General features: G+C 70.7%; 15 protein-coding genes. 9 read left to right on the top strand and 6 right to left on the bottom strand.

The window, feature by feature from the left end:
• Positions 1 to 47: 47 nt before the first annotated feature.
• From ACFXB5_RS36140 to ACFXB5_RS36125, 4 genes are all read right to left on the bottom strand, one after another.
• Positions 48 to 875: an SDR family oxidoreductase gene (locus ACFXB5_RS36140; RefSeq protein WP_385216233.1), complete on the bottom strand. Its 828-nt coding sequence runs from the start codon at positions 873 to 875 to the stop codon at positions 48 to 50.
• 23 nt (positions 876 to 898) lie between these two features.
• Positions 899 to 1663, bottom strand: a complete 765-nt coding sequence (locus ACFXB5_RS36135; RefSeq protein WP_385216230.1) for an SDR family NAD(P)-dependent oxidoreductase — start codon at positions 1661 to 1663, stop codon at positions 899 to 901.
• Complete coding sequence (locus tag ACFXB5_RS36130) at positions 1656 to 3041, bottom strand: MFS transporter (protein ID WP_385216228.1); 1386 nt, start codon at positions 3039 to 3041, stop codon at positions 1656 to 1658. The genes ACFXB5_RS36135 and ACFXB5_RS36130 overlap by 8 nt, the downstream gene beginning before the upstream one ends.
• Positions 3042 to 3103: 62 nt before the next feature.
• Positions 3104 to 4204, bottom strand: a complete 1101-nt coding sequence (locus tag ACFXB5_RS36125; protein WP_385216225.1) for a zinc-binding dehydrogenase — start codon at positions 4202 to 4204, stop codon at positions 3104 to 3106.
• Positions 4205 to 4406: 202 nt separating this feature from the next.
• Here ACFXB5_RS36125 and ACFXB5_RS36120 point away from each other — a divergent pair, with 202 nt between their 5' ends.
• A complete protein-coding gene (locus tag ACFXB5_RS36120; protein WP_385216222.1) occupies positions 4407 to 5267 on the top strand; it encodes a transketolase in 861 nt (286 codons plus the stop codon).
• The gene (locus ACFXB5_RS36115) at positions 5264 to 6259 is read left to right on the top strand and encodes a transketolase family protein (protein ID WP_385216220.1); all 996 of its coding nucleotides are present in this window, start codon (positions 5264 to 5266) and stop codon (positions 6257 to 6259) included. Before ACFXB5_RS36120 ends, ACFXB5_RS36115 begins: the two co-directional genes overlap by 4 nt.
• Before the next feature lie 67 nt (positions 6260 to 6326).
• Here the strand turns inward: ACFXB5_RS36115 and ACFXB5_RS36110 are convergent, their stop codons facing one another.
• Positions 6327 to 7118: an IclR family transcriptional regulator gene (locus ACFXB5_RS36110; RefSeq protein WP_385216217.1), complete on the bottom strand. Its 792-nt coding sequence runs from the start codon at positions 7116 to 7118 to the stop codon at positions 6327 to 6329.
• Positions 7119 to 7158: 40 nt separating this feature from the next.
• On the bottom strand, positions 7159 to 7683 hold the full coding sequence (locus ACFXB5_RS36105) for an ATP-binding protein (RefSeq protein ID WP_385216215.1): 525 nt from the start codon (positions 7681 to 7683) through the stop codon (positions 7159 to 7161).
• A gap of 375 nt (positions 7684 to 8058) precedes the next feature.
• On the opposite strand from ACFXB5_RS36105, the gene ACFXB5_RS36100 reads away from it, so the two are divergent.
• The 7 genes from ACFXB5_RS36100 to ACFXB5_RS36070 all read left to right on the top strand — a co-directional run.
• Positions 8059 to 9114 carry a substrate-binding domain-containing protein gene (locus ACFXB5_RS36100; RefSeq protein WP_385216213.1) on the top strand — a complete coding sequence of 352 codons (1056 nt, stop codon included), beginning with the start codon at positions 8059 to 8061 and terminating at the stop codon, positions 9112 to 9114.
• 81 nt (positions 9115 to 9195) lie between these two features.
• The gene (locus ACFXB5_RS36095; protein WP_385216210.1) at positions 9196 to 10233 is read left to right on the top strand and encodes an ABC transporter permease; all 1038 of its coding nucleotides are present in this window, start codon (positions 9196 to 9198) and stop codon (positions 10231 to 10233) included.
• A complete protein-coding gene (locus ACFXB5_RS36090) occupies positions 10230 to 11045 on the top strand; it encodes an ATP-binding cassette domain-containing protein (protein WP_385216208.1) in 816 nt (271 codons plus the stop codon). The genes ACFXB5_RS36095 and ACFXB5_RS36090 overlap by 4 nt, the downstream gene beginning before the upstream one ends.
• A 72-nt stretch (positions 11046 to 11117) precedes the next feature.
• Positions 11118 to 12293, top strand: coding sequence for a sugar ABC transporter substrate-binding protein (locus tag ACFXB5_RS36085; RefSeq protein WP_385216206.1), 1176 nt, complete (start codon positions 11118 to 11120; stop codon positions 12291 to 12293).
• Positions 12290 to 13861: a sugar ABC transporter ATP-binding protein gene (locus tag ACFXB5_RS36080; protein WP_385216204.1), complete on the top strand. Its 1572-nt coding sequence runs from the start codon at positions 12290 to 12292 to the stop codon at positions 13859 to 13861. The genes ACFXB5_RS36085 and ACFXB5_RS36080 overlap by 4 nt, the downstream gene beginning before the upstream one ends.
• Complete coding sequence (locus ACFXB5_RS36075; protein ID WP_385216201.1) at positions 13858 to 14895, top strand: ABC transporter permease; 1038 nt, start codon at positions 13858 to 13860, stop codon at positions 14893 to 14895. The genes ACFXB5_RS36080 and ACFXB5_RS36075 overlap by 4 nt, the downstream gene beginning before the upstream one ends.
• A gap of 32 nt (positions 14896 to 14927) precedes the next feature.
• The coding region (locus ACFXB5_RS36070) for an SDR family NAD(P)-dependent oxidoreductase (protein ID WP_385216236.1) at positions 14928 to 15268 on the top strand (341 nt) is incomplete at its 3' end.

Raw genomic sequence — 15268 nt, 5'->3', positions numbered from 1 at the left:
GACCTCGACGGGCGAGGTCAGCCGCGTTCCATATGGGCGCTCCGGCTTCAGAGGGGGCCGGGCCGCACCGCGGAGCGTGGTTCCCCGGGCGCCGCCCGGGGCAGTGCCGGAGTGGCCGCCTGGGTGTTGCCCATGGACTGCAACTCCGTGGCCACGACGGTCATTTCGGCGATACAGGCCCGCTTGGGGAGAGTGATGGCCGCCAGACACGCCTCGGCGATGTCCTGTGGCTGGACGAACAGGTCGCGCAGCTCCTGAGGCGGGGGCTCGGGCCGGTCGTCGAGGATCGGGGTGTTCACTATGCCCGGCAGGATGGTGCACACCCGTATGCCGTTGCCGTACTCGTCCATGCCCGCTCCCCGTGCGAGGCCCAGGAGCCCGGCCTTGGCGGCCTGATAGGCCGGACCGGTGTGATCGGGCCACGCCCCGGCCACGCTCGACAGGACGACCACGTCGCCGCGGGCCTCGCGGAGTCGCGGGAGCAGGGCGTGCAGCAGGTAGAACGTCCCGCTCAGATTGGTGGCGAGCATGGAGTCCCAGACCGGGGGCGTCAGTTGGGCGAGGCGCCGCTCGGGAATGTTGGTTCCGGCGGCACACACCAGGGTGTCCACCGGGCCGGACACCCGCCGCGCCCAGTCCCGTACCGCCTCGGGGTCACCGACGTCGACACTGTGGTGGTGCAGGCGGTCCGCCTCGGGCGCGGCGTCCCGGGCCTGTTCCTCGATCAGACGGCCACGCCGGGCCAGTCCGTGAACGGTCGCGCCCGCTTCGAGGAAGCGCCGCAGGATCGCGAGCCCGATGCCGCTGCTCGCTCCGCTGACCACGGCGGTGCGCCCGCTCATGTCCCCGAGTCGGCCGGAGGGGTGGCTGTTCATGGGGTGTCCTCGGGGGTCGGTGGTCAGAAGGTGCCGTCGATCGTGATGCCCCCGTCGACCCGGAGGGTGGCACCGTGCACGAAGGAGGCGTCGGGAGAGAGCAGGAAGGCGATGGAGGTGGCGATCTCGGCGGGCTCGGCCAGCCGGCGCATCGGTGTGCGCCGTATCAGCGCCTCCCGGTCGAGCGCCCCCGACTCCAGGCCACTGCGCACCATCTCGGTGGCCACATAACCCGGCGCCACGGCATTGACCCGGATGCCGACCGCGCCCCATTCGGCCGCCAGGGTCCGGGTGAGGCCCAGCACTCCGCTCTTGGCGGTGGCGTAGCCGAGCCGGCCGGGGAGCCCGAAGGTCGACCCGACGGAACCGATGTTGACCACACTGGCCCGGGGGCTGCGGACCAGCAGGGGGTAGGCGCCGCGCGCGCAGTGCATCGCGCCGGTGAGGTGGACCGCGAGCTGATGGGCCCACTGCCGGCTGTCGAAGTCCTGGGCCGCCTGCCGGAAGATGACGCCCGCGCCGTTGACCAGCGCGTCGAGCCCACCGGCACGCGTCGCGATGTCGTCGAACATCGCGGCGACAGTGGCTTCGTCGGTGACATCGACGGCGACGGCCAGGTGCCCCCCTGCCACGGGGGACGCCGCGTCGAGGGCCGCGACCTGGTCCTGGGCGGCGTCGTCCTTGAGGTCCGCGACGACGACGCGCCAGCCCCGCTCGGCGAGGACCCGGGCCGTGGCGGCCCCGATTCCCTGTGCGGCGCCGGTGATGAGAACGGTGGGGTCAGCCATGGGACAGCTCCGTGGTGGATTCGGTGGGCCGGGCATCGCGGTCACCCGGCGTGGAGGACCGCTTGAGGGACTGGCGGTAGGGGTCGGGGCTGATCAGTGCCGTGCACACGGTGATCAGCGCCATCGCCGTCATATAGAGGGCGATGAGGTGGTAGCCGTCGCCCACCTGCAGCAGGGCGGTGGCGATCAGCGGGGACAGGCCGCCGGCGAGGACACTGGCCGCCTGCGAGCCGATCGAGGCACCGCTGTAGCGGACCTCGGGCTCGAACAGCTCGGCGAAGTAGGCGGACTGCGGTGCGTACACCGCGTGGTTGCCGACGTTGATGCACAGGATCGTGACGAGATAGATGACCGGCAGCGATCCGCTGTCGAGCGCCCAGAAGAAGGGCCAGGACAGGGCGGCGAGCAGGGTCGAACCGAAGAGCACGACGGGTCGGCGTCCGACCCGGTCGGACAGCCGTCCCCACAGGGGCAGGCTGATCAGGCCCAGGGCGGCCGTGATGATCACCCCGATGAGCAGGTCGTCGCGTTTCAGGGTGAGCACCGTCGTGCCATAGGTGAGCACGAAGGTGGTGTGGATGTAGAAGGTGCTGTTCTCGGCGAACCTGATGCCCGCGGCGCGCAGGATGTTCTTGGGCTGGGTACGGAGCACGGCGATCACCGGCCGTCGTTCGATCCGGCCCGCCCGCTCCATCGCGCGGAACACCGGGGATTCGTTCACCCGGAGCCGGACGACGAGCCCGAGCGCGATGAGCACCGCGGAGGCGAGGAAGGGCACGCGCCAGCCCCACGCCCGGAAGTCGTGGTCGCTCGTGGCGCCCGACAGGGCGAAGAAGGCCAAGTTGGCGATGAGCATTCCGGCGGGAACCCCCATCTGTGGCCAACTTCCGTAGAAGCCGCGACGGTTGGGCGGTGCGTGCTCGACCGCCATCAGGGCCGCCGCACCCCATTCGCCGCCCACTCCGAAGCCCTGGACGATCCGCAGGGCCACCAGGAGCAGGGGCGCGGCGACCCCCCAGGTGGAGAAGCCGGGAAGCAGCCCGACACAGAAGGTGCTGCCGCCCATCAGCAGCAGCGAGAGCACCAGCATGGACTTGCGGCCGATCTTGTCTCCGTAGTGCGCGAAGACGACGCCGCCGATGGGCCGGGCGGCGAATCCCACGGCGTAGGTGCTGAACGCGAGGAGCGTTCCCACCACCGGCGAGGTGCCGGCGGGGAAGAAGAGGGTGTTGAAGACCAGGGCCGCGGCGATGCCGTAGGTGAAGAAGTCGTACCACTCGATGGCCGTTCCGATCATGGTCGCCCAGGCCACGGTGCGGATGTTGGGTGTGTCGGCGGTGGGACGGGAAGGTGGTGTGATGGCGGAGGGAGGATTCATGGCTGGGTCCTTCGGGGCGGGGAGAGGAGGGGACGAGCGGATGTCCCGCGACCCGGTGTCTCTCAGTCCGGGAGCAGGGTCTCCTTCAGGACGGGGCTCGGCCGCCGGGCGAGCTCCTCGAGGAGCTCCCCGGCCTGGTCGAGCGGCCGGGAGCGCTTGAGACCGTCGACGGCCGGGACGAGCCCTTCGGCCAGCAGGTCCATCGCGTGGCGGAAGTCCTCGCGCTGGTACATCTGGACGCCGATGAGCTCGCGTTCGCCGCGCTGGAGCGCCACTCCGCCGACGGTCAGCTCGGCGGGGCTGATGCCCACCAGGACGGTACGGCCGCCACGGCAGGTCGCCGTCAGCGCCTGCGTGGTGGTGGCCTGGGAGCCCACGCAGTCGAACACCACGTCCGCCCCCTCGGAACGGAGGTGGTCCCCGGCCGCGAGGAGCGGTTGGGCGGCCGTCGTCCGAACGCGGTGCGGCACACCGAGCCGGCCTGCGAGGTCGAGCCGCAGCGGGTCCCGGTCGGTCACCACCACCCGGCCGACGCCCCGGGCGGCGAGCACGAGCGCGCAGAAGACACCGATGGGACCCGCACCGATCACCAGGGCCTGATCGTCGGCGCCGACGCGGGCCCGGCCGACCGCGTGCACGGCCACTGCCAGCGGTTCGATCAGGACCCGCAGCTCTCCGGGCACCCGGGGGTCGATCGGCAGGAGGTGGTGTGGCGGGACGGTCAGGAACCGGGCCATGGCCCCGTCGAGCTGGCCGCCGACGAACCGCATCCGCGCACACAGCTGCTCGCGCCCCCGCGCGCAGTTGTGGCAGGTGCCGCAGCCGTTCGGGGGAACGATGACCACGGGGGTGCCGGGGGTGAGCGGCGCGGAGCCGGTGGCCTCGGCGTCCGCGGCGTGTTCTTCGACGATCCCCCATGCCTCGTGCCCGAGGGCCAGTGGGGGCTTGAGTACGGCGTGCTCGCCGGACCACATCTTCAGATCGCTGCCGCACACGCCTACTTCGCGGACCCGGACCCGGACCTCGCCGGGCGGGGGACCGGTGAGGTCCCCCTCGACGAGGGTGACCTGCCGGGGCGCGGTGACTCGGACCTGACGTTGGCGGGTGTCCGGGGCCCGCGACACTCTCTCGGTCACGGGCGTGGACTGGTCGGGGAGGGGCATCGCATCTCCTTGGCTTCGGCGAAAGCCCACCTCGGCGGTGGTGTGACGGCGGCCACGGAGACATTCTCATGACATGGACGCACTGTCCAGTGGATGGTAACTTCCGATGACGAGGGTGGTACGGCCCGGACCCGGCCGTGCCGCCGACTGGGCTCACCTGCTGGGCTCGCCAACGGGGCTCACCGACTGGGAGAGACACCGAATGACTGCACAGACGCCGGTCGTGCCGGCGGACCGCGAACTCATCGAGCACATCGAGGAACGGGCCCAGTTCGCCCGTCTGGAGACCGTGCGGCTGATCTCGATCGCCAAGACCGGCCACTACGCGTCCGGCTTCTCCTGCGCCGAGATCCTGGCCACCCTCTACTACGGGGTGATGCGGCTCAGGCGCGGCGAGCCGGACTGGCCCGACCGCGATCGCTTCCTCTTCGGCAAGGGGCATGCGGCGGCCACGCTGTATCCGCTGCTGGCCGACTGGGGCTTCTTCGACGCGGCCGAGCTCGACGAATACACCCGCCTGGGGAACGCCTTCGGTGACCATCCGGACATGACCCGCATCCCGGGGATCGACTTCAGCTCCGGGTCGCTGGGTCACGCCCTGTCGGCCGGGACCGGCATGGCGATGGGCGGCCGCCTCCAGGGGCGCCCGTACACCACGTTCGTCCTGCTCGGCGACGGAGAGCTGCACGAGGGACAGGTCTGGGAGGCGGCCCTGGGCGCCGCGCATCACCGTCTGGGACGGCTGGTCGCCATCGTCGACCGCAACGACCACTCGCTCGACGGCCGCATCGACGGCGTGACGGAGATCGAGCCGCTGCTGGAGAAGTGGCGGGCGTTCGGATGGCAGACGCACGAGGTCGACGGACACGACGTCTCGGCCCTGCTGCCCCTGCTGCGCTCGCTCGCCGAGGACACCGGCCGTGACCGTCCGGCCGTGGTCGTCGCCAACACCGTGAAGGGAAAGGGGATTTCCTATATGGAGTCCGAGTTCGGATGGCATCTCGGCTGGCTGGCCGAGCGGGACGAGGCCAACGCCATGGCGGAACTGCGGGGGGCACGGTGAGCGTCGCGCCCGGTCTGCAGCCGGAATCCTGGCATCTGCTGAGCCTGCTGGAACAGGCTCCGGGTCTTCAGGCCCTCGGCGACACCCTCGCCGACCTGGCCGACGAGGGCCATCCCGTGGTCGTGGGCACCGCCGACCTGAAGTACTCCAACGGACTGGTGCGCTTCCAGGACCGTCACCCGGACAAGTACCTCCAGTTCGGGATCTCCGAGCAGCACATGGTGTCCACGGCTGCGGGTCTGGCCACCACCGGCCTGCGGCCCTACGTCGCCACCTTCGCGTCCTTCATGGCGCTGCTGGCCTGCGAGCAGATCCGCACCGACGTGGCGTACACCCGCCAGCCCGTCCGGCTGATCGGCCACCACGCGGGGATCACCCTGGGCTTCTACGGGACCTCCCACCACGCGACCGAGGACCTGGCCATCACCCGGAGCATCGCCGGGCTCACCGTGGTCGCACCGGCCGACACCGCGGCCCTGGCCGCGGTGCTGCGCGCCTCGGTGGACCTCCCGGGCCCGGTCTACTTCCGTATCGGCCGTGGCCGGGACCCGGACGTCTACCCGGCCGGCACCACCCTGGAGATCGGGAAGGCGGTCGAGCACGGCACCGGAAGCGACCTCACCCTCATCGCGACCGGCTCCATGGTCCACCCCGCCCTGGGGGCCGCGGCGGCGCTCACGGCGGACGGGTACAGCGTCGGGGTGCTCGACATGCACACCGTCAAACCCCTCGACGAGGAGGCGGTGCTGACCGCCGCGCGGCGCTCCCGGCTGCTGATGACGGTGGAGGAGCACAATGTGCTCGGCGGTCTCGGCGGCGCGGTGGCCGAGCTGATCAGTGAGCACGGCGTGCCGGTCCGGCTGCACCGCCACGGGATCCGCGACGAGTACAGCCTCATCGGCCCGCCCACCCATCTGTACGGGCACTACCGGCTGGACGCCCCCGGAGTCGAGGCAGAAGCCCGCGAAGCGCTGCTCGCCCAGAGCCGGTAGGCGCGAGATGCCCGCCCCGGGATTCCTCCGGGGCGGGCGCCGTGTCCTGGGCCGTCGGTCCCTTCCGTCACCCGAAGTCGGCGACGGCACCGGCGACGGCCTGCCAGCCCAGCGCCCGCGAAACCTCCTGGCCGGCCTCGGCCAACCGCTCGCGCAGACCGGACGTGTCCGCGCCGAGGATCGCCTCCCGGACCCCGCTGATGGACAGTGCGGCACGCACCTGCCCCCGGTAGTCCAGGATCGGGACGCCGAGCGCGGCCACGCCGACCGTCACGTCCTGGTCGCTGACCGACATCCCGCTGTCGGAGGTCTGCTCCAGCACCGGGACCAGCGAGTCCGCCGTGACCGGGGTGGATGGGGTGAACCGTTCCAAGGGCCCCTGCTCGAGGTAGTCCGACCAGGCCGAGCGGTCCTGGAAGGCCAGCAGGGCGCGGGACGCCGCGCCGGCGTGCAGCGGCAGCGCACCGCCGAGCTTCAGCGCGAGGGACTGGACCCGCCGGCCGTCCAGCCGCTCGATGCACACCGCCTCGCGGCCGCGCTGGACGCACAGGTACACCGTCTCGCCGGTCTCGTCGTGGAGACGCTCCATCACCGGCTGCGCGAAGCGCCGCTCGTCGAAACGCTCCACCACGGCGGTGCCGAGGCTGAGCAGATGGAACCCCAGACGGAAGGTGCCGCGGCGGCTGCCGCCCTCCACCATGTCCAGGCCCTGGAGGCTCGACAACAGCCGGTATACCGAGCTGCGGGGCTCACCCAGCTCCTCCGCGAGCTGCGCGGCCGTCGCCTCGCCTCTCGCCGCGAGCAGGTCGAGGACCTCAACGGACTTACGGACGAGAGCCAGACCACCATCTTGTGCCACGAGAGCAAAGATATCACTCAGCGGACAGGGCGACTACTGGTCAGTAATCGGTGGCGGGCGCGGTGCGGGGTGCCGGGATCCGGTCGTCCCGTACGCGGCGCCGGAACCAGATGACCTTTCCGGTGGCGGTGACGCGGGTGCCGAAGGCGTCGGCGAGCGCGGCGACGAGGAACAGCCCGCGGCCGTTCTCGGCGTCGAGGTCGCTGGGGCGCAGCCGGGGCGCATCGTGGCAGCCGTCCCCGACCTGGCAGATCACACAGCATCCGCGGCGCAGCCACAGCCGCAGCCACACGGGCCCGCCGGCGTGCTCGATCGCGTTGGTCACCAGCTCGTCCACCATGAGGACGATGTCGTCGGCGGAGGTGTCGGGCACCCCCCAGCCGCGCAGCGCGCCCGCGGCGGTACGGCGGGCCCGGCCCACGGCGGCCGGGTCGGTGGCCAGCCGCAGGGCAAGCCCCCGCGGGGCGGTGTGGACATCGGGCGAGCCCGTTCGCCGGCGCGGCGGTGGGTCGTTGGGTGGTGCGGGGGACACGGTGGCGACCGCTCCCGCTGGGTTCACTGTCATTTCCGTGCTCCTTTCCGGGGCGCCTTGCCGTCCGGAAGGGTTGGTGGCCGACTCCGTCGAGGAGGGGATCCACTTCTCAGTGTCGTAGCGATTTCTGCCAGAGTCAAGATTCATCGAAGAAATTTCCACGACCGCCGTTCGTGTCCGGCGTGTGTCGTGGAAATTTCTTCGAGATGCATTGACAGTGCTCGAAACCTCTGCGACGTTGTGAATCGAGCCGCTGAGCACATCCCACCGGCCATCCCCAGCCCGATCAGGGCCGAGCCGACCGATGAACGCGTCGGCACCGACAGTCCCCGCTAGAGCGCGAACCGGCACCCGGCGGGCGGCGAGTTCTCCCCAGCCACCCCCCGTACGTCGAGAAAAGGCAATCTCATGGCAGATCGCGTCAAGCTGTGCCGCAGAGCGCTCGCGGCCTCGTCCGCGGGAATCGGTCTCACCCTGCTGCTCACCTCGTGCGGGAACGGCATCGGCGGTCAGGGCGATGACAAGCCCATCGTCGGGCTCGTCACCAAGACCAACGACAATCCCTTCTATGTGAAGATGCGCGAGGGCGCCCAGAAGAAGGCCCGCCAGCTCGGCGTGGACCTGAGGACCTTCGCCGGCAAGGGCCAGGCCGACAACGACTCACAGGTCAAGGCCATCGAGAACCTGGTGGCGGCGGGTGCCAAGGGCATTCTGATCACCCCGGCCGACTCCGGCGCGATCATCCCCGCCATCGACCGGGCGCGGAAGGCCGGTGTCATGGTCGTGGCCCTGGACTCGCCGACGGAACCGGCATCCGCGGTGGACGCCACCTTCGCCACCGACAACCGGCTGGCCGGCCGCATGATCGGCAAATGGGCCAAGGCGCGGATGGCGGGCAAGCGGCCGAGGATCGCCCTGCTGGACCTCAGCTCCGAGCAGGTCAAGGTCGATGTCCTGCGGGACCAGGGCTTTCTGGAGGGCTTCGGCGTCGATGTCCGGAACCCGAACCGGATCGGCGACGAGCGCGACTCCCGGATCGTCGGCCACGAGGTGACCGGCGCCAACGAGGAGGGCGGGCGCGACGCCATGGAGAAGCTGCTCCAGAAGAACGGCTCCATCAACCTCGTCTACACCATCAACGAGCCCACCGCCGCGGGTGCCTATCAGGCCATCAAGGCGGCCGGTAAGCGGAAGGACATCACCATCGTCTCCGTCGACGGCGGCTGTCCCGGCGTCAAGAACGTGGCCGGCGGCGTCATCGGCGCGACCTCGATGCAGTTCCCCGTGAAGATGGCGGCCGATGGTCTCGCCGCCGTGGCCGCGCGCGCCAAGGACGGCGGCAAGGACTCCGACTCCTCCGGACAGGGCTTCACCAACACCGGAGTCTCCCTCATCACGGACACCCCCGTATCCGGTCTGGATTCGCAGAAGTCGGACTGGGGCCTGCGCCACTGCTGGGGCTAGCCCCGCGCGCCACCGCCGGGGGCCGACCCCGGCGGACGTCCGACACACCCGCACCTCCCACACCGCTTCCAGGAGTTGACCGTGGCGCACGACACCGCCCCCCCAACCGCCGTAGACCCACCCACCACGCAGCCGCCTCAGCGCGGAGCGCTCGCCCGCGGACAGGCGGCCATGCACACCAAGCCGCTGCTCGGCCCGCTCATCGTGCTGCTCCTCGCCTCGCTGTTCTTCAGCGTGTGGGTGGGGTCCCGGTTCAGCGATCCGCTCAATGTCTCGCTGATCGTCCAGCAGGTGCAGATCATCGGCATGGTCGGCATCGCCCAGACGCTGATCGTGCTGACCGCGGGCATCGATCTGTCGGTCGGGGCCATCACCGTGCTCGCCTCCGTGGTGATGGGCAAGCTGGCGGTGGACCACGGTCTGCCGGTGCCCCTGGCCCTGCTGCTCGGTGTCGTCATCGGCGGCGTCTGCGGCGGACTCAACGGTGTGCTGGTCACCCGGTTCCGCATTCCGCCGTTCATCGCCACGCTCGGCACCCTCAGCGTCTTCTCCGCCCTCACCCTCTTCTACTCGCGCAGCGAGACCATCCGGGCCCAGGACGTGCCGCCCCTGCTGAGCTGGCCGGGCCGCTCCATCAATGTCCTGGGCACCGATGTCACCTACAGCTCGCTGATGATGATCGGCTGCTTCGCCGCCGTGGCCTATCTGCTGCGGGGCACCGCGTGGGGCGCCCATCTGCACGCGGTGGGCGACAACCGCGAGGGGGCCCGCCTCAGCGGGATCCGCACCGGCCGGGTGCTGCTCAGTGTGTATGTGGTGGCGGGGCTGATCTGCGGTCTCGCCGCGTGGTTCCTCATCGGGCGGATCGGCTCGGTGAGCCCGCAGGCCGGTGAGAACCTCAACCTCCAGTCCATCACCGCCGTCGTCATCGGCGGCACCAGCCTCTTCGGCGGCCGTGGCCATGTTCTCGGCACCCTGCTGGGCTCCCTCATCGTGGGCGTGTTCAGCAGCGGACTCGCCCTGTCCGGAGTGGACGCCCTGTGGCAGGTCTTCACCGTGGGTGTCCTGGTGATCGTGGCCGTCGCCGCCGACCAGTGGATCCGGAAGGTGGCCGCGTGAATCCCCGGAACACCACCACCGACGTACTCGCCCTCCAGGCGCGCGGCCTGATCAAGCGCTACGGACATGTCACCGCCCTCGGCGGGGCCGATGTGGAGCTGCACGCCGGTGAGGTCCTCGCCGTCATCGGCGACAACGGCGCCGGCAAGTCGACGCTCATCAAATGCCTCTCCGGGGCGGAGGTGCCCGACGCCGGGGAGATCCGCCTCTTCGGGGAGCCGGTACGGTTCCGCAACCCCCTGGACGCGCGGGACCACGGACTGGAGACCGTCTACCAGAACCTGGCCGTCGCGCCCTCCCGGGACATTCCCGCCAACCTCTTCCTCGGCCGTGAGCGCCGCAGGTCCGGCCCGCTCGGCAGCGTCTTCCGGCTGCTGGACAAGAAGGGGATGCGCGAGGAGACCCGGGAACTGCTCACCTCCCTCGGGCTGCTGACCATCCAGAACTTCTCCCAGCCGGTGGAGACGCTCTCCGGCGGGCAGCGCCAGGGCGTCGCCGTGGCACGCGCCGCCTGCTTCGGCAGCCGGGTGATCATCATGGACGAGCCGACGGCGGCGCTCGGGGTGCGGGAATCGCAGCGGGTGCTCGACCTCATCCGCGAAATCCGCGACCGGGGCGTGCCGGTCATCCTGATCAGCCACGACATGCCCCATGTCTTCGACGTCGCCGACCGCATCCACGTCCAGCGGCTGGGCCGGCGCGCCGCCCTCGTGAACACCTCGGACATCTCGATGCCGGACGCCGTCGCGCTGATGACCGGAGCGCTGGACCCGGCGGAGGTCGACCGCCGAGCCGCCGCAGGCAGCTCGTAGCACAAACCCAGGAAAGCCGCCCACCCCGGTCCCCGCCGATCCCCCCTGTCCTCAGCGAAAGGGACACGTTCCATGACCCGCTCAGGCACCCCCTCTCCCCTCCGCCGTGCCAGATCCGTCGCCGCGCTCGGTCTGCTCGTCGCCCTGTCCGTCTCCGCCTGCTCCCAGAAGGCGGCGGACGACGCCTCGTCCGGCTCTCCCGCCGAGGTGAAGAAGTTCACCGCGAAGGTACGGGCGGACGTCTCCGCCGCCAGCGCGCGGCAGAGCGCCCACACCAACCCCGTACCGGCCTCCGCTCCGCGGCCGGCCCGGAACAAGAAGATCGTCGTCATCCCCTGTTCCATGTCCGTCGAAGGCTGTGCCAGGCCCGCCCGCGCCACGGTGCAGGCGGCACGGGCCGTCGGCTGGAAGGCGAGGATCGACGACCCGGCAGGCGATGCCACCAAGATGTCCGGCGCCATCAAGCGGGCGGTCTCCAGCCGGGCCGACGGCATCGTGCTGACGGCGATCGACGCCTCCGCCGTGCAGGGCGACGTCAAGGCCGCGCGGAAAGCCGGTCTCGCCGTCGTGTGCAACATGTGCGGAAACACCGGCAACCTCTACCAGGCGGTCATCCCCCCGCTGAAGGAGAACGAGCGCGCGGGATACCTGCTCGGTGAGTTCGCCTACGTCGAGGCTCAGAAGCGGTTCAAGGCCCCGCCCAAGTTCATCGTCCTGACCGACAGCGAGTTCGACACCGTCAAGGCCCGCGTACAGGGCGTCAACAAGTTCATCGCCGACTGCCGGGCCGCCGGAGCGGGCTGTACGACCGTCGCCAAGGGCTCCTACCTGGCCTCGGAGATCAGCACCGTCGCTCCCAGCCGGGTGGTGCAGATGGCGCGCAGCCACCCCGACTACAACGTCCTGTTCGCCGGCTACGACGCCGCGATGAACTTCTTCGCCCGAGGGCTGCAGCAGGCCGGGCTGGGCCAGCCGGACAAGGCGTTCGGCGTCTCCGTGGACGCCGATGTCGCCAACACCCAGATGATCCGTAAGGGCGGCTTCCAGTCCGCCGCCGTCGGCTTCGCCTTCACCCGCGCCGGCTTCGGAAACATCGACAACCTCAACCGGCTCTTCCACGCCCAACACCCCGTCGACCAGGGACTGACCGGCAAGCTGATCGTCAAGGACAACGTGCCCGCCGGGAACGCCTGGGAAGGCGATTTCGACACCGCTCCGCTCTACCGCAAGACCTGGGGCATGCAGTGACCGGCACCACCGCTGCCACCGGCAGCACCGTCCTGGCCGTCCGGGAGCTCTCCAAGACCTTCCCTGGACAGCGGGCTCTTGACCGGGTCGGCCTGGAGCTGCGGGCCGGAGAGGTCCACGCGCTGCTCGGCGAGAACGGCTGCGGCAAGTCGACCTTGATCAAGTGTCTGGCCGGGTTCTACCAGGCCGACGCAGGAGCGGCCATCGAGATCGACGGCCGGCCCCTGGCCGTGCCCCACACCACCACCGCCGCCGCCGAGCACGGGCTGGTCTTCGTCCACCAGGACCTGGGGCTCATCCCCTCCCTGTCCGTCGCGGAGAACTTCGCGGTCTCCCGCCGGTACGGCACCCGCGCGCTGGGACGTATCGACTGGTCCGCGGTCCGGGCGGCCGCGGCCCGCGAACTGACCGCGCTCGGCCACCCGGAGCTGTCCGTCGACACCGCGGTGGGTCGGCTTCCGGTCGCCTCGCAGACCATCGTCGCCATCGCCAGGGCGCTGGCCGGTGCGGAGCGCGGCGCCCGCGTGCTGGTCCTGGACGAGCCCACCGCCGCCCTCCCCGAGGCCGAGGCGGAGCGGCTGTTCGCGGCGGTGCGGCAGGTCACCGCGCAGGGCGTCGCGGTCCTGTACGTCTCCCACAAGCTGGAGGAGATCCTGCGGATCGCCGACCGCGCCACGGTGCTGCGCGACGGTCGGCGGGTCGACACCGTCCAGGTGCCGGGCCTCGGCGTGGAGGATCTCGTCCGGCTGATCGTCGGCCGCGGGGTGGCGTCCGTCCGCCGTGAGCACGCCGTACCGCGCCTGGCCGGTGAACGGCTGCTGGACGTCCAGCACTTGACCGGGCGCAGGCTCCGGGACGTCAGCTTCCAGGTCCGCCGGGGTGAGATCGTCGGCATCGCGGGGATGCTCGGCTCCGGCCGCAGCGAGCTGGCCCGGCTGCTGTTCGGCGCGCAGTCCCCGGCGGGTGGCGAGATCCGCATGCGCGGCACCAGGGTCGCCCTCGGATCACCGCGCGACGCGGTCCGCCAGCGCATCGCGCTGATCCCCGAGGACCGCCGCCGCGAGGGCGGCGTCCTGGAGATGGACGTCGCCAAGAACCTCACCCTGCCCTCGATACGCCGGTTCTGGCGCCGGGCCCGCCTCGCTGCGGCGGCCGAACGCAGCACCGTGAGCCGGCTCATCGACGACTACCACGTCAGCCCGGCGTCCCCCACACGCTCGTTCAAGAACCTCTCCGGTGGCAATCAGCAGAAGGTCGTCATCGCCAAGTGGCTGGACACCAAACCGGACCTGCTCATTTTCGACGAGCCCGTACAGGGCGTCGATGTCGGCGCCCGCGCGGAGATCTTCCGGCTGGTCCACGAAGCCGCGGCCGGCGGCGCCGGTGTCCTGCTGATCTCGTCCGAGACCGACGAGATGCTGCAACTCGCCGACCGGGTGCTGATCCTGCGGGGCGGTCGGCTGATACAGGAAGTGGACCCCGCCACCACCACCGCGCACGAGGTCACCCACCTCATGCACTTCGACGCCGAGCACGACCTCGGGAGCGAACAGGAGCTGCCCCGATGACTTCCTCACTCACCCCGGCCGACCCGGTCAGCGACCCCTCGGCGCCCACACCACGACTCCGTACGGTCCCCCTGCCCGGGGGACGCAGAGAACCCCTGGCCGACTTCCTGCCCCGCGTCACGCTGCCCCTGCTGCTGGTGCTGCTCGTCGTCCTGTTCTCCATGCTCCGGCCCGACACGTTCGCCACCTGGAGCAACGCCAAGACGATCTTGGATCTTCAGGCGGTGCTGACGATCGTCTCCATCGGGCTGCTGCTGCCCCTGATCGTCGGTGAACTCGACCTGTCCGTCGCCGCCAACCTCGGCCTCGGACTCATCCTGGTCACCGGCCTGACCTCGAAGCAGCACCTGCCGCTGGCCGCCGCCATTCCACTCGCCGTACTGGCCTGCACCCTCGTCGGTACCGTCAACGGCCTGCTGATCACCCGGCTTGGGATCAACTCCTTCATCACCACCATCGGCATGAGCACCGTCCTCACCGGTGTCCTGGGCGCCTACACCAATGGCAACGTGTTCTACGACGGCATCCCCTCCGCCCTCACCTCGCTGGGCCAGGGCGACCTGTTCGGCATCCCCTTGCCGATCATCTACGCCGCCGTCCTCGGCATCGTGCTGTGGTACCTGCTGACCTCCACCCCGGTGGGCCGTTTCCTGTACGCCATCGGCGGTTCCCGGGACGCCGCCAGGCTCAGCGGTGTTCCCGTCCGCCGGCTGACCCTGTTCGCCTTCGCCGGCGCCGGTCTGCTGGCCGGCCTGGCCGGGGTGGTGCAGGGCGCGGTACTCGGCAGCGGCAACCCCACGGTCGGGCCCCCGATGCTGCTGCCCGCCTACGCGGCGGTGTTCCTCGGCGCCACCGCCATCCAGCCCGGTCAGTTCAACGTCTGGGGGACCGTTGTCGCCGTCGTCACCCTCCAGGTCGGCACCACCGGCCTGAGCCTGCTCGGCGCGCCCTTCTGGATAGAACCGATCTTCAACGGTGTCGCGCTCATCGCCGCCGTAGCCGTCACCCGCCTGTTGCGCGGAAGCACGCACTGACCACGCCAGCACGCCATGGGAAGGGACACACCATGAACATCGACCTGAGCGGGAAGACCGCGATCGTCACCGGTTCCACCAAGGGAATCGGGTTCGCGACGGCCTTGGGCCTGGCCCGCGCGGGTGCCCGCAGCGTCGTCACCGGACGTGACAAGGGCCGTGTCGAGGAGGCCGCGGGCCGGATCACCGCACAGGTGCCCGGTGGTGTTGTGATAGGGGGCGCCCCCCGCCGAGCCACCCCCCTGGGGGGGGGGGGGCGGGGGGTGTCGGGGTCGGGGTCCCCCAACCACACACACAACCCCCCCCCCCACCCCCCGCCGCGCCCGCGCCACGTCCGGAATGCCCATGCGCTCGGCGAGAGCGAGATAGAGGG

This window comes from Streptomyces sp. NPDC059455, from assembly GCF_042750115.1.
Classification (GTDB): Bacteria; Actinomycetota; Actinomycetes; order Streptomycetales; family Streptomycetaceae; genus Streptomyces; species Streptomyces endocoffeicus.
This window is presented reverse-complemented; position numbering and strand designations above follow the sequence as displayed.